23 protein-coding genes are annotated in these 19,298 nt (G+C 60.7%); 20 read left to right on the top strand and 3 right to left on the bottom strand.

Annotated features, from left to right (window positions below):
- The first annotated feature begins 3 nt into the window (after positions 1-3).
- The 19 genes from G522_RS0106455 to G522_RS25850 all read left to right on the top strand — a co-directional run bounded on the left by G522_RS0106455 (position 4) and on the right by G522_RS25850 (position 14,456).
- On the top strand, positions 4-1,995 hold the full coding sequence (locus G522_RS0106455) for an RCC1 domain-containing protein (protein ID WP_026790338.1): 1,992 nt from the start codon (positions 4-6) through the stop codon (positions 1,993-1,995).
- Between the two features lies 1 nt (position 1,996).
- The gene (locus G522_RS0106450) at positions 1,997-2,344 is read left to right on the top strand and encodes a hypothetical protein (protein WP_026790337.1); all 348 of its coding nucleotides are present in this window, start codon (positions 1,997-1,999) and stop codon (positions 2,342-2,344) included.
- Positions 2,341-2,547 carry a hypothetical protein gene (locus G522_RS0106445; RefSeq protein WP_026790336.1) on the top strand — a complete coding sequence of 69 codons (207 nt, stop codon included), beginning with the start codon at positions 2,341-2,343 and terminating at the stop codon, positions 2,545-2,547. Before G522_RS0106450 ends, G522_RS0106445 begins: the two co-directional genes overlap by 4 nt.
- Positions 2,548-2,550: 3 nt before the next feature.
- The gene (locus tag G522_RS0106440) at positions 2,551-2,958 is read left to right on the top strand and encodes a hypothetical protein (protein ID WP_026790335.1); all 408 of its coding nucleotides are present in this window, start codon (positions 2,551-2,553) and stop codon (positions 2,956-2,958) included.
- Between the two features lie 138 nt (positions 2,959-3,096).
- Complete coding sequence (locus tag G522_RS0106430; protein ID WP_026790334.1) at positions 3,097-4,437, top strand: polysaccharide deacetylase family protein; 1,341 nt, start codon at positions 3,097-3,099, stop codon at positions 4,435-4,437.
- Positions 4,438-4,501: 64 nt separating this feature from the next.
- Positions 4,502-4,969, top strand: a complete 468-nt coding sequence (locus tag G522_RS0106425) for a M15 family metallopeptidase (protein WP_026790333.1) — start codon at positions 4,502-4,504, stop codon at positions 4,967-4,969.
- 145 nt (positions 4,970-5,114) lie between these two features.
- Entirely contained in the window at positions 5,115-5,444 is a 330-nt protein-coding gene (locus tag G522_RS0106415; protein ID WP_036838340.1) for a hypothetical protein, read from the top strand.
- A 77-nt stretch (positions 5,445-5,521) separates the two neighbouring features.
- Positions 5,522-5,776, top strand: coding sequence for a hypothetical protein (locus G522_RS0106410; protein WP_036838337.1), 255 nt, complete (start codon positions 5,522-5,524; stop codon positions 5,774-5,776).
- Positions 5,773-6,135, top strand: coding sequence for a ubiquitination-like system serine protease family protein (locus tag G522_RS30465; protein ID WP_026790330.1), 363 nt, complete (start codon positions 5,773-5,775; stop codon positions 6,133-6,135). Before G522_RS0106410 ends, G522_RS30465 begins: the two co-directional genes overlap by 4 nt.
- The gene (locus G522_RS0106400) at positions 6,132-6,392 is read left to right on the top strand and encodes a hypothetical protein (RefSeq protein WP_026790329.1); all 261 of its coding nucleotides are present in this window, start codon (positions 6,132-6,134) and stop codon (positions 6,390-6,392) included. Before G522_RS30465 ends, G522_RS0106400 begins: the two co-directional genes overlap by 4 nt.
- Entirely contained in the window at positions 6,301-6,576 is a 276-nt protein-coding gene (locus G522_RS0106395; RefSeq protein WP_169453488.1) for a hypothetical protein, read from the top strand. The genes G522_RS0106400 and G522_RS0106395 overlap by 92 nt, the downstream gene beginning before the upstream one ends.
- Positions 6,573-7,049 (top strand): DUF1515 family protein, encoded by a 477-nt coding sequence (locus G522_RS0106390; RefSeq protein WP_051228385.1) that lies wholly within the window; start codon positions 6,573-6,575, stop codon positions 7,047-7,049. Before G522_RS0106395 ends, G522_RS0106390 begins: the two co-directional genes overlap by 4 nt.
- Before the next feature lie 690 nt (positions 7,050-7,739).
- Positions 7,740-9,305 carry a putative bifunctional diguanylate cyclase/phosphodiesterase gene (locus G522_RS25870; protein WP_051228384.1) on the top strand — a complete coding sequence of 522 codons (1,566 nt, stop codon included), beginning with the start codon at positions 7,740-7,742 and terminating at the stop codon, positions 9,303-9,305.
- Positions 9,306-9,484: 179 nt separating this feature from the next.
- Positions 9,485-10,894, top strand: coding sequence for a magnesium transporter (mgtE, locus tag G522_RS25865; RefSeq protein ID WP_036838334.1), 1,410 nt, complete (start codon positions 9,485-9,487; stop codon positions 10,892-10,894).
- Positions 10,876-11,697: a GH25 family lysozyme gene (locus G522_RS25860; protein WP_084632910.1), complete on the top strand. Its 822-nt coding sequence runs from the start codon at positions 10,876-10,878 to the stop codon at positions 11,695-11,697. Before mgtE ends, G522_RS25860 begins: the two co-directional genes overlap by 19 nt.
- A 98-nt stretch (positions 11,698-11,795) precedes the next feature.
- Entirely contained in the window at positions 11,796-12,290 is a 495-nt protein-coding gene (locus G522_RS25855; RefSeq protein ID WP_051228383.1) for a lysozyme inhibitor LprI family protein, read from the top strand.
- Positions 12,291-12,422: 132 nt separating this feature from the next.
- The gene (locus G522_RS0106365) at positions 12,423-13,046 is read left to right on the top strand and encodes an ATP-dependent Clp protease proteolytic subunit (RefSeq protein ID WP_026790326.1); all 624 of its coding nucleotides are present in this window, start codon (positions 12,423-12,425) and stop codon (positions 13,044-13,046) included.
- 186 nt (positions 13,047-13,232) lie between these two features.
- Complete coding sequence (locus G522_RS0106360) at positions 13,233-13,616, top strand: hypothetical protein (RefSeq protein WP_156886850.1); 384 nt, start codon at positions 13,233-13,235, stop codon at positions 13,614-13,616.
- A gap of 39 nt (positions 13,617-13,655) precedes the next feature.
- Positions 13,656-14,456 (top strand): YdcF family protein, encoded by an 801-nt coding sequence (locus G522_RS25850; protein ID WP_036838331.1) that lies wholly within the window; start codon positions 13,656-13,658, stop codon positions 14,454-14,456.
- A gap of 8 nt (positions 14,457-14,464) precedes the next feature.
- Here G522_RS25850 and G522_RS28870 read toward each other — a convergent pair whose 3' ends face one another.
- The 3 genes from G522_RS28870 to G522_RS0106335 form a co-directional block, all read right to left on the bottom strand.
- Complete coding sequence (locus G522_RS28870; protein WP_051228382.1) at positions 14,465-14,839, bottom strand: DUF3253 domain-containing protein; 375 nt, start codon at positions 14,837-14,839, stop codon at positions 14,465-14,467.
- On the bottom strand, positions 14,836-15,525 hold the full coding sequence (locus G522_RS0106340; protein WP_026790323.1) for a DUF599 domain-containing protein: 690 nt from the start codon (positions 15,523-15,525) through the stop codon (positions 14,836-14,838). The genes G522_RS28870 and G522_RS0106340 overlap by 4 nt, the downstream gene beginning before the upstream one ends.
- A gap of 74 nt (positions 15,526-15,599) precedes the next feature.
- Positions 15,600-17,489 carry an ABC-F family ATP-binding cassette domain-containing protein gene (locus tag G522_RS0106335; protein WP_026790322.1) on the bottom strand — a complete coding sequence of 630 codons (1,890 nt, stop codon included), beginning with the start codon at positions 17,487-17,489 and terminating at the stop codon, positions 15,600-15,602.
- Positions 17,490-17,708: 219 nt separating this feature from the next.
- On the opposite strand from G522_RS0106335, the gene G522_RS0106330 reads away from it, so the two are divergent.
- Positions 17,709-19,298, top strand: a complete 1,590-nt coding sequence (locus G522_RS0106330; protein WP_026790321.1) for a hypothetical protein — start codon at positions 17,709-17,711, stop codon at positions 19,296-19,298.

Genomic DNA, 19,298 nt, shown 5'->3' with positions numbered 1-19,298 from the left:
AAAATGACGCTGACGCTGACAAAGACGGCTCCCAACGTATTTGCCCCGACGACCTCAGGCGGCGCGCCGCGTGGCGCTTCCATGGATGAGGTGCGGACCTGGGGCACCGAGATAGAGGGTATTGTCGGCCAGCATCAGGATCTGCTCGACGACATCGCCAACCCGCCGATGCGTTACGATGCGGAAATCGCCGTGACGGCGACCGTCGCCCTGGCGAATGGCGATATCGGCGCGCTGATCAAGATCAATGCCGCGTCGGCGCCGACAGTGACGCTGCCGCCGACGACCTTGGCCGATGCGCTGCTGGTGACCACACTGATCAACCTCGGCAGCACCGCGGCGACGCTGCAGGGCGCCACGGTCAGCAGCACGCAACAGACGATCGCCGGTCTTGAGGACGGTTCGACGGCTGGCAGCTTCACGTTGCTGCCGGGCATGCGGGCGACACTGGTCGTCAATGCCAGCGGCAGCGGATACACCATCGTCGTCATCGGCCGCAAGACGGGAACCGCTGCCGGCGCCGGCGTGGTGGTGGCCAGCGATGGCTATCTGCCGGCCCTCGATGGGCGGCGCCTCATCAATTTGCCGGTGACGACACAAAGCCAGCGGACAGTTCTGAAGCTCGGCTCCGGATACATCAACGGTGGCGGCAAGGCCGGCGCGGTGATCATTGCCTCGGACGGCTGGGCCTATGCGGCCGGCGTCACGCCGATCAACGGCAACAACGTGGCGGCAAGGCCGATCTTCATGCCCTTGCGCCTTACCCCCGGCGAGGTGGCGCCGTCATTGCCATTCGTCAAGGCGGTTCGAACGGCCAATTCGATCTATCTTCTCGATAGTCTTGGCGTCGTCTACTGCTGCGGCGGCAATGCCTCAGGGCAATTGGGGCAAGGCGATACGACGAACCGGCCATCGCTGGTGCGGATGAGCTGGTTTGTCTCCAACGGCATCACCGTGGCCGATATCATTCCCCAGCGCATCGGTTATGCAACCGATGCAGCCGAGACCGTCTATTTCATGGGGTCGGCGAGCGGCATTGACCGGGGCGTGTGGGCCGTCGGCCGCAACGATGGCGGCCAGCTGGGCAATGGCTCGACGATCAACTCGACGCCGCGATCGACGCCGGTGCGGGTCGGCAGCCTGACGACAATCACCAAGGTCCGGGCATGTGGCGCATCAGTCGGCGCTGCCATGGCGCTGACGGCGTCCGGCGACCTTTACATGTGGGGATGTAACGACAGCGGCATCGCGGCCGATGGTACCACCACGGCAAAGGCATCCCCGATCCTCACGCTGACTGGTGTGATGGACTTCGATCTGGGGATGAGTATCTATTCGAGTGCCTGGTACCAATATGCGGTTGCGCTGATTTCGTCCGACAAGACCATGCGCGCCATCGGCTATGGGGCCAATGGCCAGTTCGGCACCGGCAGCACGACTAGCAGCTTGGCCTGGGTGCAGCCGGTTCTCGGCTTTACCAACGCGGCGAGCATCCATGCCCTCAATGGCGGCGTCTTCGCGACCACGGCCATCATCACCGCCGATTCCAAGCTGAAGCTATGCGGCGATAATGATTTCGGTCAGCAGGGCGTCGGTAACACCACGGACCAACTGACATTCCATGAGCCGAGCTTTGCCGGCCAGGGAAAGATCAGCAAGGTTCTCGGCGGTGGAGTGGAAAGTGCCGAGGGCATTTTTGCGCTGGATACCGATGGCGTTCTTTGGGCTGCCGGCTGCGGAACCTATGGCGCTTTGGGGTCTGCCCTTTCATCGGTGCCGGCCACTCAATCGACATTCACGCGAATGCCACTGCCGGCGACGGAAACGGTGGCCGACTTCGAGATCAGTCCGTCGGCGGCGGCAACCGCCGTCTACGGCGTGCTGGCGAAAAGCCAGACAGGGCAGCTCTATGCAACCGGCTACAACGATCTTGGGCAGCTCGGTCTCGGACATACGCAAACTATCGTCGATGGCTTCGAACTGGTGAGGCTCTGACATGCTGCCGGCCAATTATCCTCTGACGCTGCAACGCGGCGATAGCTACGCCATCGATTTCATCGTGAAGGACAATGCCGGCGCGCTGGTCGATCTGACCGGGTCGAACATCACCTTCGAACTGGTGAGCGGGCCGGTGACGATATCGCTCGACAGCGATGCCGATACGCTCACCGTCGACCTGGCGGCGGCGAAGATTTCCGTGCGACTGACGGCGACGCAGACAGACGGCCTGCCGCCGCCCTCGGCCCGCCAGGGTGCCCGCTACGAATTGCGGCGCATCATCACCGGCGGCGATGAACAGACGCTGCTCTATGGCACCGTAACCGTCAAGGACTGCATCGAATGACCGATCAAATCACCGTCGTCGAGGTGTCAGACGCCTCGGAGGGCGTGAAGACCGTCGAGATCAACACGCCCGGTCTGCAAGGGCCTGCCTCGGTATTCTATGCCGCAACCTTCACCGGTGCCGCGGCGCCGGCTGGGCTGACCTTGCGGCCGGTGGCCGAGGGCTCGGACGTATTCGAACTCACCCTTTCCCTGCCGGAGTAAATCATGACCGATGTCAAGGTGGTAATGCGCCAGGCGAAGAGCGACGGCGCGCTGATCGACCCGGCGACCGAGGCGGGGCAGAAACGCCATGAGCTGCACGCGGCGGCGCAGCCGGTGGTGGAGGTGGCAACATCGGTCGGCGCAATCGCCGATTTGCTCACCGCTGCCGGGTTCACCGGCGGCGTTCCCTCCTGGGTGACTGCCTGTCGGCTTTATGTCGGCTCGGCAGGGCGCATCGCCTATTCAACCGATGGAACGGCGCCAGCCTTTTCGGCTGGAAATGTCACCCATGGCGCGGCACTCGATGAGTATTACACCGGCCATCTCATCACCGGCAACGCGAACGTCGCCGCTCTGAAGCTCATAGCTGAGACGGCAGAGACCAAAGTCACCATCGAGCTGATCGGCTGAGGGGGGCGCCATGCTGAAACTTGGCCTCAGGTTGATCGACACGAACACCCCCAAAACGGGGGGGCCCTACGGAATCGTCGTGATCAGCGGCAAACCAGTCACCATCGGAAACAAGTACGTCGTCATCGGGAGATAATAATGGTCGGATCGCGATATGATGCAAAGGTCACAGCCGACCTGCTCGATATCCAGCAAGAGTTTGGTATCACCCCTAGCCTCCGTAGAGATGATATACGTTATCCGCTGATCTCCAGATCAAAGACAATCTGTCCTATTCCCCCGACTCTCAACGTTGCGGGCGGCTGGAAAGCGGCGTTTGGCACTTTGTCGCTTGATAACGACAACGTCCGAGAGGTCGGGCGGCCAACTGTTAAGCTGTCCGTCTCGCAAACGGTGGGGACGGCGTCTTATGCCGAGCTTTATCTTGCTATCCCCAACCAGCTCATCAACGGACCGTTTGAAATTTGGATCAAGATTCCCCGGTCGGCGATTTCAGTAAACGGTTCCACCGGGATCGTGTCGTCTCTCATCAATGGGCAGTTCGTGTATAGCAATCTGCCACAGGGTTCAGACCCTCCGAACGGTCTGCCGTCAGCGTACCGGAAGACCCCATTTTTCTACCCGAACAATGGGCAGTGGGATTGTTTCCGCTTCGATATCTCGCAGACCGTCGACCCCGTTTGGGCGGAAACAGGATCGCCATCGACTAGCTACAGATGTCAATATATCTGCCTCCAGATCAGTTGGCAGGCGAGTACTCCGAACGACGCTCGATACATCAACGTCGATCTTGTTGCCACCGGTGGAAAGGCGACGCCGCTCATCATCCTCGCAAATGACAACTATGTACCGACTGCCATCCTAAAAAAGCTGCCCGTCCTGCAACAAAATGGTCTCGTCGGGACCATCTTCGCCGACGGCAACACTATCACTGGTGAGACAGCCACTGAGTTGCTGACGCTCTATCATGCAGGCTGGTCAGTGGGTCACCAGGGGATGAACCATAAGACCTATACGCTAGGAGGAAACCCTGCGGCGCTTGACGCTGATTGCGCCACAGCAGAGGCAGCCATGGTGGCGGCCGGCTTGCCCCTGACGGGCATTTTCGCGTTTCCCGTCAACGCCGCCGGCCCCGATCAATATGACGTGCTGAGGGCGCGAGGTTACAGGTTTGCCCGTGCGGCAACAGAGCCGAAGATTGCCATCTCGTCCCTTGGTAGGCGGACACTGCTTGGCGTTGGCGCAAAGGATACAGGGCAGCAATCTGCCGCGACGATCGAAGGGTGGATCGATCAGACCATTTCAAATGGGACGGGTCTGGTGCTCCAGACGCACGAAATATCGGCGTCTCCTGCGAATAGCCTGGAAACTCAGGACACCGTCTACGCTGCGGTGGCATCCTACCTTGCGACTAAGCAGCAGGCTGGATTGCTTAGGGTCGTAACTGCTGATCAGGCATGTGATCAGCTTGCCGCCTGACCCCATTCAAATGAATGTACGTGCCAACCCGCCCTGATCGGCGGGCTTTTTTATGGAGATATCAATGTCGAATTTCGTGCTGGGCGTTCGCAGCCGCGACCGCCTTGTCGGCGTGCATCCTTCCCTTGTGATGGTGGTGGAGCGCGCCATTGAGCTAACCGAGCAGGATTTCACTGTGCTCGACGGCGTGCGGTCGCTTGCTCGGCAGAAGGTGCTTAAGGCGCAGGGCAAAAGCAAAACGATGCTCTCGAAGCACCTCCGTCAATCCGACGGCTTCGGCCACGCCGTCGACATCGCCCCGGTCGTCAACGGCTCCGTCGTCTGGTCGTTCGAGAAGATCCGGCCGATCGTGCTGGCAATGCGCCTCGCGTCGATCGAAAAGAAGGTGACGATCACCTGGGGCTCGATCTGGGATCGCAACCTTGCCCAGCTGCCGGATACGCTGCCCGGCATCGCTGATGCCGTGGAGGCCTACAAGGCCCGCCACCCCGGCCCAGACTTCCTCGACGGGCCGCATTACCAGCTCGCATGATCGACCATCCGTGGCGGCTGGTGGGGCTGGTTGCGCTCTGGCTGCTTTACCTGGCGGCGATCATCACCGCCTTTACCGTTCTTCCCACGATGCCCGCCGATTGGCGGGTTTTTTAGTGCCCGCATGCCGGGCGGAAAGGTGACCCATGAAACGCTTTCTTTCCCTGGGCTTTGCGCTGCTCGCCGTCGTGGCGCTCGCGGCCTGCCAGACGACCGTGACCAAGATCGACGATGCGATTGCCAAGAACCTGCCGACCGCCTGCGCGGCGCTCGATACGGCGCATGCAGCCTTCGTCGCCGTTTCGACCACCGGCAAGATCAAGGCATCCATCGTGACCAAGGAAGCGGCGGCCTATGCCGGTGTCGCCGCCATCTGTGCCGATCCATCGTCGGTGTCGACGTCGACGGCGCTGGTCAAGGTGGCCACGGCTTATGCGGCGGTCGTTAACGCGCTGAAGGCAGCGGATGGCAGCTGACCGCCGGCCAAAGTCGGCGCCGACCTCGCCCGCTTTCGAGCGGGTTTTTTCATGCTCGGAAGGGTGGAGACCTCATCATGAACTCAAATCTGTTTCACAACATCGCCAACGTGCTGACGGCGATCCTGGCCGTCCTCGTTGCCGTGCTGCTTTTCACTGGCTGCACGGGCGATTTCACCACGCAGTCGATCGTCGATTGTTCCGGTTCATCGATCGACGCCAAGTGGCTATCGATCGCCATCGCCGTCGTCAGCGCCCTCAAGCTCGGCGTCAACGTGCTGCGCGACGGGATGTCGGGCCTCACCAAGCCTCAGCCGCCGGTCGAGAAATGAGGACGCCCGGCGTCAAGCTGGAACCCGTTGAAGGCGGCCATTTCCTATTCCTGTGCCCCGGGTGCCGTGAGTCGCACATCGTCCGCGTAAGATCGGAGGGTAGTGGCCATGGTTGGACATGGAATGGTGATGTGGTCAAACCGACCTTCAGCCCGTCAATCCTTCTCACTGGCCTCGAAACAGTCAGAGATGAGAAGGGCCGATGGACCGGTGAATGGGTTAAGGACGCGGCTGGCCAGCCAGTCCCTCTCGTCTGCCATTCCTTCATTACCGATGGCCGCATTCAGTTCCTTGGCGACTGCACTCATGCACTGGCCGGCCAGACGGTCGACTTGCCGGATTGGAGTGACGACGAATGAAAGCCTTCTTCGCCCTCGTTGTCGAAAAGCTCCTGGCTGTCCTCGGCACTTTTCTGCGCGGCCTTATCGCCGATCGGCAAGCGAGGGCAGATGCAATGGATCTCGGCGCCTCGCGCGCCGCGACCGCCACCGACACGGTCATCGACGAGATGGAGGCGGAACAAGATGCGGTCGACAAGGCTGATCGCGGCGGCGCTGCTGGCGTGCTTGCCCGCCTGCGCCAACATGGCGACGGGACGTCCGGCGCTGACCGGTGAGGCGCCTCAGATCCGTGAAGGGCTGGCGCGCGCGTGTCCGCGGCCGACGGCAGAAAAGCAGAAGGCGGCAATCCTTGCCGAACTCGAAAGCCTTGACGCGGCCGGCATGATCGCCCGCGTCGACACGCTCGCCGCCGAGTGGGAACGGCTTGACGCCGGTGCCCATGCCTGCCGGGGGACATGATGGCCGATTCCGAAAAGCCGCCCGCCGTTCGCTCGCGTTCGCGCCGACGCCCGGCCCGCCAGGCACTGCCGAAGGACGACATATCGCGGTCGCTGGGTCGCATCGAAGCCGGGCTGCAATACCTTGCCGAGGAGATGCGCGACGAAAAGGAAGCGGCGGCTACGAGCCGGGCCGCCGTGCATCGCCGGCTCGACGAGCAGGCCGCCCTGATCTCGCGCCTAACCACGGATGTGGCGATTGCCGTCAATGTGAGCGCCCAGGCGCGGGAACATGCCAAGGGCATCGAAGCCAGGCTTGACGACGATGTGGCGCCGACGATCGAGGAATGGCGCAAGATCAAAAATATGGGTCTTGGCATGGCGGCCCTGATCGGCCTCGGCGGTGCAACAATCACCTCGGCCGTCTGGGTGGCCATCACCTATTTCGGCGATGCCATCGCGGCCTCCCTTCGGAACATGCTGCGCATTCCCTAGGGATCTTCGTGCTTACCGTCAGGCTTATGGCCGTCTGATCCATGCGGCATGAAAAGGCGAGGGAAGCACGCGAAAAACGCCTTAAAAAAACAAGGCGACCGTTATCCCCTCGCAATTGTGCATGTCGTTGTTTTCGCACTCACATGCAACAATTCTCGACCGCACCATTCAAAAAAGCCAGGCTCGTAAGTGCCTGGTTTTTTTGTGCCTCGTCGCTGGCTCGATAACGCTCCGTGCCTTGATCTGTTCGCAATCCGGCCAGCACCTCCGACACCTCGACGCTTCCATCGGACGATCTAGCCGATGGGACTCGTTGCCGATGCTATCCGCCAGATATTGGCGTCGATTTCGCAAGTGGGAGGGGGAAGGCGGTGGTAGCAAGATATGCGCACGACGGATCTCTACCCGGCTAGACTTTGATGGCTAACCGTTGCGGAGGCTTTAGCTGTCAATATTTACAAGGCCTCGTCGCGGATACCAGGTGGATTCGCGCGCAAACTAACCGACGATGTCTTGTTACAGATCAAGCAGAGGTATCGACCCTTGCTAAATACACCGAGCCAAAACGTAAATCATTAATTAATTCGTTACGTGCACACAAAGTATGCTTGTTGGAATTCAGTTTTTTTGTATCTATTAATTTACATGCGACGCGTTGCGGATCGATAATGCGTGGCGAGAGGTGAGCAAATGCGGCCTTTGAGGGTGGGAAGAGCAACCCGAGACGCGGCGGCCCTCATTTTTGTCGGTATCCTGTTTTTTATCGGCGCCGAATGGCTTGATCTCTATGAGCGATTGGCAGCCTTTCTCGGCAGACACGAGTTCATACAGGCTGACGAGCTGTTCATTGCGCTACTGATCGTGGGAATCCTCGGCTTCGTCTTCGGTTATCGCCGGCTACACGATCTGAAGGTTGAAGTGAATCACCGCAGACGCGCCGAACGTGACGTGTCGTGGATTGCCGCTCACGACCCCCTGACGCGCCTTCCCAATCGCATCGGCCTCAAGCAGCAGGTTGAACGACTGAAGGAAGATGGCAAGGCTGGAAAGCCTCACATGGCCATGGTGATCGACATCCAGGGCTTCAAGCGTATCAACGACGTTCATGGCAACGAAATAGGCGATGAGATATTGGCCGTGGTTGCCGATCGACTGCGGGATATTTTTATCGGTTGTTACCTGTTCCGTCTCGGAGGCGACCAGTTTTACGCGGCTCAGGAAACCCCTCTGACCAAAGATTGGGAGAAGCTGGCGCGTCGGGCCATCAAGCAAATAGCTGAGCCAATTGAGATCGTCAGCCGGTATTACGAGGTTTCCGCCTATGTCGGAATGGCCCGTTATCCGGACGACGCTGCCAATATTAAGTATCTGCTTCGCTGTGCGCTTTCGGCGGTCGCTGCCGCGAAAAGAGAACGATCCAAGGAACCGAAATGGTTCGATACGGCCATTGATGAGGCAACGGCCAAGCATGCCGAACTCGACAAGCAGTTGCGGGCGGCACTCAAATCAGGAGACGTGCGTCCTTATTACCAACCGATGATCGACCTGACTTCCGGCCGAATTATTGGCTTCGAGGCTTTGGCGCGCTGGCGGCGCTCCGATGGTAGCTTTGTCTCACCGACGGAGTTCATTCCGTTGGCGGAAGAAACTGGCATGATCGGTGAACTTTCGCAGATATTGTTCACCCAGGCTTGCCATGATGCCGCGAAATGGCCGCGCGGCATCAGGTTGTCGTTCAACGTATCGCCTGCCCAGTTCAGCAATAGAAATTTTGGCCGGCAGATGCTCGATACGCTGGCTGCGACAGGGCTTTCGCCAAGCCAGCTCGAAGTGGAAATCACCGAGTCAATGTTCGTCAACGATGTACAGCTCGTGGCCGTATTGCTCGACGAGCTCAGAGAGGCGGGCGTTCATATCGCCATTGATGACTTCGGGACTGGCTACTCCAGTCTATCCCAGCTGTCACGGTTGAGATTTGACAAGCTCAAGATCGACCGCAGTTTCGTGTCGTCGTTCCTGGACGATGCCCGCCAGGCCATGATTGTCCGAGCCATGATCGGCCTTGGGCGAGGATTGGGGATGAAAACCATCGCCGAGGGAATTGAAGAAGCGTCTCAAGCCGAGACCCTTCAATTGCTCGGCTGCCATCAAGGACAGGGTTTCCTGTTCAGTCGTGCCGTGCCCGCCGAGCAGGCGATCAGCATGCTGCAAACGACCTGGCCGGTACGGCCGGAAAACAAGACGGCGACAAGCTAGAGTCACCGCTTCTGGACGGAATGCCTGGGGGAACGCTTTGATCGTTTTGGCTGCCCCATCGTAGCGGCTGGAATTTCTTCCTTGCGCCTTCCGGTTTGTCGGACTTAACTCCCGCGCGACGATGCCAACCATCGCCGATTCAACCTGTTTGTCACTCCAAGATCCGCGGGAGACGCGCCATGGCCGAAAACGAGCCCAACGCGCCTAAAACGCTCAGCCGCGGCTTGCCGCCACTCAGGACCGACGACGGCGACCTGGACCCGCTTTTCCTAGAAGCGATCCACTCGGCGATCGAGACGGCTGATGCTGCGACCGTCGAAGCGCTCGCCGCCGATCTGCACGAAGCCGATGTCGGCGATATTATCGAAGCGCTGTCGGCCGATGAGCGGGCTCCCTTCATTCAGCTGCTTGGCGAGCATTTCGATTTCACGGCGCTGACCGAGGTCGACGAGACGGTTCGCGTTCAGCTTATCGAAGAAATGCCTCCCGAAGCGGTGGCGGAAGGCGTTCGCGACCTCGATTCCGATGACGCCGTCTATATTCTCGAAGGCCTCGACGATGAGGATCAGGAAGAGATCCTCGCCAAGCTACCGGCGGTCGACCGGATGGCGCTGCGCCGTAGCCTCGACTTTCCAGAGGAGACGGCGGGTCGGCGGATGCAGACCGATTTCATCGCCGTGCCGCCTTTCTGGACCGCAGGACAGACCATCGACTATCTGAGGGATCACAAGGATCTGCCGGACGAATTCTACGAAGTTTTCGTCATCGATCCCGGGTTCCGATTCCTGGGGGCCGTAGCACTCAATCGCCTCCTCAGGGCCTCGCGTCCGACGCGTATGGCCGACATCATGAACGACGAGCGACAACGGGTTCTCGCCACCGATGATCAGGAGGACGTGGCGCGCATGTTCGAGCGCTACAACCTCGTCTCAGCCGCCGTGGTTGATGACGCAGAGCGGTTGGTCGGCGTCATCACCGTTGACGACGTGGTGGACGTGATCCAGGCCGAGGCCGAAGAGGACATCCGCGCTCTGGCCGGTGTCGGTGACGAGGAGATCTCTGACTCGGTTTTCTACACGCTTCGCACCCGGTGGGTCTGGCTGCTGGTCAACATGCTGACCGCCTTCCTGGCGTCATCGGTGATCGGCATGTTCTCCGATTCGATCTCGAAGATGGTGGCGCTCGCCGTGCTAATGCCAATCGTCGCGTCGATGGGTGGCAACGCCGCGACACAGACCATGACCGTGACAGTGCGCGCTCTGGCCACCCGCGATCTCGATGCAAACAATGTTTGGCGGATTTTCGGTCGAGAATTAAGTGTTGGTTTACTCAACGGGGTCAGTTTTGCAGTGATCGTCGGAGCGACGGCTGCACTCTGGTTCGGGGACATGCTTCTTGGGGGCGTGATCGGCGCGGCGATGATCGTCAACCTGTTATCCGCGGCGATGGCTGGCATCCTGATACCCCTGGCATTCGAACGGTTCGATATCGATCCGGCGGTCGCTTCAGGGGTTTTCGTGACGATGGTGACCGACGTCGTGGGCTTTCTGGCGTTCCTCGGGCTCGCGTCATGGATTTTGCTTGGCTGAAAAAGACGTTTCGGACGAAGCGGCGGTGTGGCGTTCATTCACCCACCGGCACCGGCCGCTGGGTCCGTTTCGCCGCTCGTCTGGTAAATCCAATTGCCCTCGGGTCACTTGCTTTCGGCCTTTCTGCCTGCGCGCTGTTCGATTTCGGCCCGCCCGGCCCCGACGACTATCCGGTGAAGGGCATCGACGTTTCTTATTATCAGGACGACATCAACTGGCGCTCCGTGGTCGCCGACAATACGGCCTTCGCCTGGCTGAAGGCGACCGAAGGAGGCGACTGGTACGACCCGAAGTTCGACGCTAATTGGTATGGCGCCGCCATGGCGGGCCTGCCGCGCGGCGCCTATCACTTCTGGTATTTTTGCCGGCCGGCGACAGAGCAGGTGAATTGGTTCCTGCAGCACGTGCCTTACGATCCTTATGCGTTGCCGCCGGTGCTCGATATCGAATGGGTGAACTCCAAGAACTGTCCTGGTCATCCTTCGCGTGAGGCAATCATTCCTGAGGTCCGGACCTGGCTCGACGCCATCGAGCGCTACTATGGCAAACGGCCGATCATCTATACGTCGATCAGTTTTTATAATGACCGCCTTAGGGGAGCTTTCCCGGGCTATTTTGTTTGGATAGCGTCCTACAAGGGACATCCGATCGTCCGTGATCCAAGCCTGCGCTGGAATTTCTGGCAGCATACACATGCCGGGCGGGTAGCCGGCATCCGAGGGCGGGTTGACCGCAACGTGTTCAACGGCTCGGTTCGGGAATGGCAAGCCTTCCTGCAAGGACAGCTCCGCCCGGAGGGCTGAAGACTCTCACTAAGGCCAAGCCCGATTTCGCAAAAACGATGCTACAAAGCGCGGCGCCTCGCGTTCGCCGGAACGCGCTTGCTTTAGGGGAGATGCGAATGCGGGATCTTGTTGCTCTCTGTTTCATCACGGCGGTCGTCTTTGCCGGACCTCTCCGTGCGGAAGAAAACGATCCCACTGAGCCGACCGACGCCGATCGTAGCGTTATTTCTACCTGCATCGCTAAGGCAGGGGAGGATGGGGCGGACACGCTTCGTTGCATCGGGGCGGTATCCAAACCGTGCCTCGCCGAACCGGATAACGAAAACACGGTTATGATGGCCGCCTGTCTTCAGCGTGAGGCGACGATCTGGGATGAGCGTCTCAACGACGATTACCAAGCCTTGATGGCTGGTCTGGACGGTGATCCGAAAGACAAGCTCAAGGCTGGACAAAAAGCCTGGCTGACGGTGCGCAACACCACTTGCGATGTGGAAGGTTCGTTCTGGGAAGGCGGTACTGGCCTGGGCGGCGCGACGGCGGGCTGCATGCTGAGAGAAACAGCCACACGGGATCTGTCACTTGCTGCCCTGCGTGCTTATCTCGATCAGTGAGTGCGCCGTTCACCCTGTCCGTCCGGTCGGGTTGCCGTCCGCTCCCCTGATGGGATACGAATGGGTTCATCAGGATTTGCGACTCCCGAGGCCCGACCTTTTGTCGCGGCCGCCACCTACGAGAAGGTCCACATGATTTCCAAGGATCAGGAATACGTCCGCCTCGACGACGAGGAAGAGGAGAAGGACGAGAAGGCCAAGGATGCGGCCGCCGCCCCGCAGGTCGATAAGTATCTCTTCAAGTCGCGCACGGTTCTGATCACCGGCCAGGTGAGCCAGGAAATGGCGAAGGATGTGACCGCGCGCCTATTGGCTCTTGCCGAAGCGAGCGCCACCGACCCCATCACCGTCATCGTGTCATCGCCTGGCGGCCACGTTGAGTCCGGCGACATGATCCACGACATGATCGGGTTTGTCCCGGCGCCCGTGAACATCATCGGGACGGGCTGGGTGGCGAGTGCCGGCGCACTGATTTACGTGTCGGTGCCCAAGGAGCGTCGCTTCTGCACGCCGAATACTCGCTTCCTTCTGCATCAACCGTCCGGCGGCACCGGCGGCATGGCCACCGACATCGAGATCCAGGCGCGCGAGATCCTCAAGATGCGTGATCGCCTCAACCGGATTTTTGCCGAGGCGACGGGCCAGCCGGTCGAACGTATCGAAAAGGACACCGACCGCGACTATTGGATGAGTGCCGAGGAAGGCATCGCTTACGGTCTGGTCGGCCGGGTAGTACGAACCGCTTCGGACATTTGATGGCTAGGGGGGCGGCCGAATATGCCGCCCCTCCGTTATGCTTCGTTCGCGGTCCTGCCCTATAAGGATAATCCGTATCCAGCCGTTCGTTCGTGGTACGGGTATCGAAACCATGTTTCAATCAGTTCAGCGAATCGACTAGGTCGATCAACGCATTGACCGCTCCGCATTCCTCGGATCATGTCCATGCCGGAAAGCGATGGCCGCGGGGCGGCCGGGAGGACGAGATTGACCGGCTTTAGAGTGATTGCCCTTTCGATTGGTTTCGGCCTTTCCGCCGGAGCAGCACTGGCCCAGTCGGCCAGTCCTTATGACATGACCTATGCGCTTCGCGACGCAAAGCCGACGCCGCTCTACGCCGACATGAGCGAGAAGGCCGCAAAGAAAGGCACGCTTCCCGCGGATGCCAAGGGCATCGTGTTGCGCTGGTGTCGCGACGAGATTCCCTTTGGGTCATGGCAGTTCGGCAGCCGAAAGTCTCAGCTCGCTCTGCTCGATGCGCGGTGGTGCGAAATTTCCTACAAAGGTTCCGTCGGCAATGTGCCTGGCAAAGTTCTGACGCCGCAATAGTCTGAACTCGATACGCCAGGGAGAAGGAGGGCCGGCAAGGTGTTCTATGTGCTCTCCAAGCTTGGTTTCCTATTCCTGCGCCCATCCAATGCCTTCATTCTGGCGCTGTTGCTCGGTGCGGTATTGCGACTGTTTGGTTGGCGGCGCCGTGGTGCCGAGCTGATTGGCATAGCGCTCGGCGTTCTTGTCATCTGTGCCTGGACTGGCGCTCCGACCATATTGTTGCGTCCGCTCGAACAGCGCTTCTCGGCTCCGGCCGATCCTGATCATCTCAACCCTGCCGGCATCCTGGTGTTGGGGGGGGTGGTTGATACCAGCCTGTCGACCGAGCGCCATTCCGCTGAGCTGATTGACGGTGCCGAACGGCTGATCGTCGCCGCCGAACTCGCGCGGCGATATCCCCAGGCGCGTATTGTGCTGTCGGGTGGGCCCAACGATGTGTTTGCCAATGATGAAATCGCAGAGGCGGACGTCGCTCGCGATTTGCTGATCGAATTTGGCGTGCCGGCTGGCCGTATCACCACTGAGGGCCGCTCTCGCAATACGCATGAAAATGCCGTCTTCAGCTTTTCTGCCGTCGAACCGTCGCCGCGGGAACAATGGCTGCTCGTGACATCCGCCTTCCACATGCCACGAGCCATCGGCACTTTCCGGGCCGCCGGCTGGAATGGTGTGGTCGCCTGGCCGGTTGACTACCGCACGGGCGCCAACACCGACTGGTTCGGTGGTCAGACCGCAGCCGAGGGGTTGATCATGACCGACGTGGCTGCCCGCGAATGGATCGGCCTTATCGCCTACCGTTTCGCCGGCTATACGGACGCGTTGCTGCCGCAGCCTTGATGAGGCTGTTATGCCTCGTCGTCATCTCCCAGCCCGAAATCGTCGTCCAGCAGGTCGTCGTCATCGAGCTTGGGAGCTTCGTAGACAGGCAGAGGTTCGCCTTCAGCCCTGAGGCGAATCCGATAGAGACCGCGGATACTACGGTCAGGATCGGCCGGCTTTCCTTTCCGCAACAGAATGACTTTGCCGTCTTTGGCGAGGCGCACCGCCTCGTCCTTGATCGGCTTCATCAGACGCCGCCATCTCTTCTCATCCTTGCCGGCAATGGCGCGCGCGATGGCGTCCGGCCCGATCGGTTTGCCGGAAGGCGACTCGGCGGCCATCAGCAGCATAACGTCGCGAATCTGTCCGGCCTTAACGCGGTGCGGGTCAACGTCGATCACTCGTATCTCCTCATGGCCTTGACGGCGTTGGAGGTGAACTGGCGGCGGGCAAGCACCACCGCAATGAAGGTAGAGGTGGCAATCAGCGGCAACGGTCCCAGGAAACAACCGAGATAGCCGATCGACATGAAGAAGGCCCGAAGGCCCCGATTGAAGTTGGTGCCGGCCACGACGATGATCGATGCTGCCCGCGCCACGGCCTTGTCCATTTCCGTGGTCTCGGCTTCGGACGGTGGCGGCAGCGCGCCGAGCAGAATCGAACCGAAGTTGAACATGCGATAGGCCCAGCCGAACTTGAAGAAGGCATAGGCGTAAATGCCGAGCAAACCCATCACCTTGAATTCAAAGGCGGTGCGGTTGGTGGCAGTGAGGTCGGACAGGGCCGAGACGACGCCGACGGCATGATCGACCGAGTTCAGCAGAGTGAAACCACCGCCGATAGCCAGGAGCGACGTCGAGGCGAAGAAGGCCGTGCCATTCTGCAATCCGGCGACAATGGCGGTGTCGACCATGCGCAGATCGCGCGTCGCCGCCTGCCGCACCCAGCCATGCCGACCGATATTGATGAAATGGGTGAGCGAGTGCTCGGCCCAGGGACTCTTCTCGGTGAGCCAGGCCTGTCCGAACCACATGGCAAGGAACCAGACGAAGGCGGCGATATCGAAAGGCGTGAAGGCGGTCATCATGACGGATGTCCAGAGAGACAGGGCAGCTCGACGATATAGGCTCGCAAGACAACGCGAAAGCGACCAGGTGGCTATCAGCTCTCAGCCATATCGGCCTCTTCATATTCGGCCGATAGCGTCAGCCATTCCTCCTCGAAGGTGTCCAGGTTGCGAACGGCGTCGGCCCGTTCCTTGGAGAGCTTGGCACCCTTGGCGGGATCGTTCGTGAACAGGGCCGGATCGGCGAGAGCTCCGTCAATGCGGGCGATGAGTTTTCTCGCCTTGTCCATCTCCGCCTCGATGCCCTGAATACGCTTCCGGAGCGGCGCAAGCTGAGCGCGTCGCTCGGCGGCAAGACGGCGACGATCGGCATTGGTGACTCTCTGATCGTCGCTCTTGGTTGCACGATCGGCGTCGCCTGGACCGGACAGGATGAAACGTTTGTAGTCGTCCATATCGCCGTCGAAGGGTGTAATCGTCCCTTTGTCCACCAGCCAGAGACGATCCATGGTGGCCTCGACCAAATGGCGGTCGTGGCTGACCAGAATGACGGCACCTTCGAAATCATTGAGCGCCTGGATGAGGCTCTCGCGGCTGTCGATATCGAGATGGTTGGTCGGCTCGTCGAGGATCAGAAGGTTCGGCCCGTAAAAGGTGGCGAGCCCGAGCAGCAGGCGCGCTTTCTCGCCGCCGGAGAGTTCGCGAGCGGGCGTATCCATCTTGTTGGTATCAAGGCCCATCTGGGCAACGCGCGAGCGCACGCGGGCATCGGGCGCGTCCGGCATCAGACGACGAACATGGGCGACGGCTGTTTCATCCGGGTGCAGTTCATCGAGCTGATGCTGCGCGAAGAAGGCAATCTCCAGCTTGCCGGCCTTGACGATATTGCCGGAGAACGGCTCCAGTCGGTCAGCCAGCGCCTTGGCGAAAGTCGACTTGCCGTTGCCATTCTTGCCGAGGAGGGCGATGCGGTCATCGTCATCGATGCGGAGCGTCAGGCGCTTCAGAACCGGCTTTTCGGGATCGTAGCCGAGATCGACCTTGTCGTAGGTGACGATGGGCGGTGCCAGCTTGGCCTTCGGATTGGGGATGCTGATCTGCTGGACGTGGTCCTCCACCACCGCATCGATAATATCGAGCTTCTCCAGCATCTTGATACGTGACTGGGCCTGCGTCGCCTTGCTGGCCTTGTAGCGGAAGCGGTCAACAAAGGCCTGCAGGTGCTTGCGCCGCGCCTCGATTTTCTCGCGCGCCTTCTCCTGCAACAGCATTTTCTCCTGCCGCTGGCGAGCAAACGAGGTGTAGCCGCCTCTCCAGAGCGTCAGCTTGCCCTCGGACAGGTGACAAATGTGATCGACCGCGCTGTCGAGCAGGTCGCGATCATGGCTGATGAGCACGACCGTGTAGGGATAGCGCTGCACGTAGTTGGTGAGCCAGAGCGTGCCTTCGAGATCGAGATAGTTGGTCGGTTCGTCGAGGAGCAGGAGATCCGGCTCGGTGAAGAGCACGGCAGCGAGTGCCACGCGCATCCGCCAGCCGCCGGAGAAATCGGAACAGGGGCGACGCTGATCCCCGGCGTCGAAGCCGAGGCCGGAAAGGATCGTGGCAGCCCGCGCTTCGGCCGAGTGCGCCTCGATATCGGCGAGCCGCACCTGGATTTCGGCGATACGATGCGGGTCAGTGGCCGTCTCCGCCTCAACCATCAAGGCGGTGCGTTCCGTATCGGCAGCTAGGACGAAGTCGATCAGTGACGTTTCCGAGCCCGGCGCCTCCTGGGCGACCCGGCCCATGCGGGCGCCTCGCTTCAGATCGATCGCACCGCTTTCGGCCGCAAGCTCTCCGGCAATGAGATTGAACAGCGTCGTTTTGCCGGTGCCGTTGCGGCCAACAAGGCCAACCTTGGCGCCGTCGTGAATGGTGACGGAGGCACCCTCGATGAGGGTACGGCCGGCAATGCGATAGGTGAGATCGGAAATGATCAGCATGGTCGGGCGATTTCGCCCGAACCGCCGAGAAAGGCAAGACACAGCGGAGGAAATTTCGCGCACCGCAGCTAGGGGCAGGGCACCTGACGGCTTGGCAGGTCCATAGCCACGGGCGTCGAGCCGCCATGGTGTTAACCCTTACTTGTGGCAAGGGCTCGGCCTGCCCACGTCGGCTCCAGCAAAGAGAAGGTACTGGGGGAAGCGATGCGGAGATCGAAGTTGAAGCTTACAGCAGCCATTTTGGTTGCCGGCATCGTGGGCGTGGCCGCGCTCGGCTACCAGGCTCACCAAATAGCCGGCTCGGTGCCCTATCTCTTCCATCGCAATGCCGAGCTCAAGGCCGAGGGTTACTACATGGCCGAGTTCGAGTTCAGGATGCTCGGCATCGTCAAGAAGCTCTCCGATGGTGACTATCTTGACGCCTACTCGACCTTGCATCGGCTAAGGCGACAAATGGACAGCGGCGACGGCCTGGTCAAAATGCCCGCCGATACGTCGGCGAAAGCGCGCTACGAGTTTCTTCTATCCCGCCAAGATCCGATCACCGGTGCCTTCATGAGCCCGGACTATCCCGCGTTCACCTTTGTCGCGCCGACGCTCAATGTCGTCGAGGCGCTCGACGGGCTGGCCAAGGAAATAGGGGAGCCTTTGCGGCTCCGCTATCCTCTCCGTTTCCTGGACGCCATTGCAACGCCTGAAGCTCTTCGCGCCTATCTCGATGCCCATCTTTACACCGGCCGCTTCTGGGCGGAGCACCTTCCCGGACCGGGCGTCTATGGTCCCGGCATTTCGGAACTGGCCTACGTCGATCTGTTCGAGACGACAGGGACCTATCGCTTTACGCCGGCTTGGCACGCGGCATTCCGTGACTGGCTGGACGCAACGCAGGACCCGGAGTCTGGCATGTGGGGTGCCCGCATGGGCACGCCGAGCGCCTTTGAGACCAAACGCGACGCCAACTCGACCTATCACATCCTTCATTATCTGCTGACCGACGACGGCGCCGACCGCGACCCGGCGCATCCGTTACAACACGCCGATGCCCTGGCTCGGAGCCTGATGCAGGCCGTGACGGCACCCATGCCGGCTGGCGAGGATGAGCAACACGCCTGGAGCCTTGACCAGGCACAAGCAACGCAAATACTGACGCGTCGCCTATGGATGCATCTCGACGATGCGGAGAGGGCGGCCGTCCGCTCGGCGCTCGAAGTGGCGCTGACCGAGCGATATCGCCTGCTTGACGAAGTGAAGGGCGGATTTACCATCTATCTCGGCTCGCCTGCCGACGTCGACGGCACGACCACGGCACTCGGCCTCATCGAGGCAACAGGCAGCCTGCCGGGAACGACTGACCGCGCCCGCCTATGGGGCGAAATCGAAGCACCGGCCGTCGATACCGTCAGCACCGTTTCGCCGGCGGCGATCGAATTGCCCGACAATCCGGCGATCAACTCATTCCGCCTTTACGCCGGTTCGACGCTGACGGTCGCCGATCGGGACCAGCCTATTGCCGTCGTCTATCCGTCCGGCAAAGGGTTGGTGCGCGATGTGATCGATCTCAGGCAGAGCGTTGGCCGCTTCCTGGCCGGGGCTGGCGCCAGCTTCGGTAATTGGTCGACCGCAGACAGCATCCGCAACTCGGCCCTGCATCCCGACGTTACGGTGCCCACCGTTCCCGTGTTGAAGGTCGGCCGCCGACTTGGTGACGCCATCGGCGATATCGGCAAAGACGCGCCGGACCTCCTGCTAATCGGCTACGACGTCTTCCAGCGGCCAGTCTTCGCCCGCCACTGTCGCGTCGGGGGCTAA

It is taken from the genome of Pleomorphomonas oryzae DSM 16300 (genome assembly GCF_000422965.1).
Classification (GTDB): Bacteria; Pseudomonadota; Alphaproteobacteria; order Rhizobiales; family Pleomorphomonadaceae; genus Pleomorphomonas; species Pleomorphomonas oryzae.
This window is presented reverse-complemented; position numbering and strand designations above follow the sequence as displayed.

Bases quoted from the DNA above. Each gene is read 5' to 3' on its own strand.
- G522_RS0106340 (WP_026790323.1), bottom strand. From the start codon at position 15,525: ATGATGACCGCCTTCACGCCTTTCGATATCGCCGCCTTCGTCTGGTTC.
- G522_RS0106360 (WP_156886850.1), top strand. From the start codon at position 13,233: ATGCCGGAAAGCGATGGCCGCGGGGCGGCCGGGAGGACGAGATTGACC.
- G522_RS25870 (WP_051228384.1), top strand. From the start codon at position 7,740: ATGCGGCCTTTGAGGGTGGGAAGAGCAACCCGAGACGCGGCGGCCCTC.
- G522_RS30465 (WP_026790330.1), top strand. From the start codon at position 5,773: ATGAGGACGCCCGGCGTCAAGCTGGAACCCGTTGAAGGCGGCCATTTC.
- G522_RS0106365 (WP_026790326.1), top strand. From the start codon at position 12,423: ATGATTTCCAAGGATCAGGAATACGTCCGCCTCGACGACGAGGAAGAG.
- G522_RS0106450 (WP_026790337.1), top strand. From the start codon at position 1,997: ATGCTGCCGGCCAATTATCCTCTGACGCTGCAACGCGGCGATAGCTAC.
- G522_RS0106400 (WP_026790329.1), top strand. From the start codon at position 6,132: ATGAAAGCCTTCTTCGCCCTCGTTGTCGAAAAGCTCCTGGCTGTCCTC.
- G522_RS0106430 (WP_026790334.1), top strand. From the start codon at position 3,097: ATGGTCGGATCGCGATATGATGCAAAGGTCACAGCCGACCTGCTCGAT.
- mgtE (WP_036838334.1), top strand. From the start codon at position 9,485: ATGGCCGAAAACGAGCCCAACGCGCCTAAAACGCTCAGCCGCGGCTTG.
- G522_RS0106445 (WP_026790336.1), top strand. From the start codon at position 2,341: ATGACCGATCAAATCACCGTCGTCGAGGTGTCAGACGCCTCGGAGGGC.
- G522_RS0106335 (WP_026790322.1), bottom strand. From the start codon at position 17,489: ATGCTGATCATTTCCGATCTCACCTATCGCATTGCCGGCCGTACCCTC.
- G522_RS0106395 (WP_169453488.1), top strand. From the start codon at position 6,301: ATGCGGTCGACAAGGCTGATCGCGGCGGCGCTGCTGGCGTGCTTGCCC.
- G522_RS0106455 (WP_026790338.1), top strand. From the start codon at position 4: ATGACGCTGACGCTGACAAAGACGGCTCCCAACGTATTTGCCCCGACG.
- G522_RS0106410 (WP_036838337.1), top strand. From the start codon at position 5,522: ATGAACTCAAATCTGTTTCACAACATCGCCAACGTGCTGACGGCGATC.
- G522_RS0106390 (WP_051228385.1), top strand. From the start codon at position 6,573: ATGATGGCCGATTCCGAAAAGCCGCCCGCCGTTCGCTCGCGTTCGCGC.
- G522_RS0106425 (WP_026790333.1), top strand. From the start codon at position 4,502: ATGTCGAATTTCGTGCTGGGCGTTCGCAGCCGCGACCGCCTTGTCGGC.
- G522_RS0106415 (WP_036838340.1), top strand. From the start codon at position 5,115: ATGAAACGCTTTCTTTCCCTGGGCTTTGCGCTGCTCGCCGTCGTGGCG.
- G522_RS25855 (WP_051228383.1), top strand. From the start codon at position 11,796: ATGCGGGATCTTGTTGCTCTCTGTTTCATCACGGCGGTCGTCTTTGCC.
- G522_RS0106440 (WP_026790335.1), top strand. From the start codon at position 2,551: ATGACCGATGTCAAGGTGGTAATGCGCCAGGCGAAGAGCGACGGCGCG.
- G522_RS25860 (WP_084632910.1), top strand. From the start codon at position 10,876: ATGGATTTTGCTTGGCTGAAAAAGACGTTTCGGACGAAGCGGCGGTGT.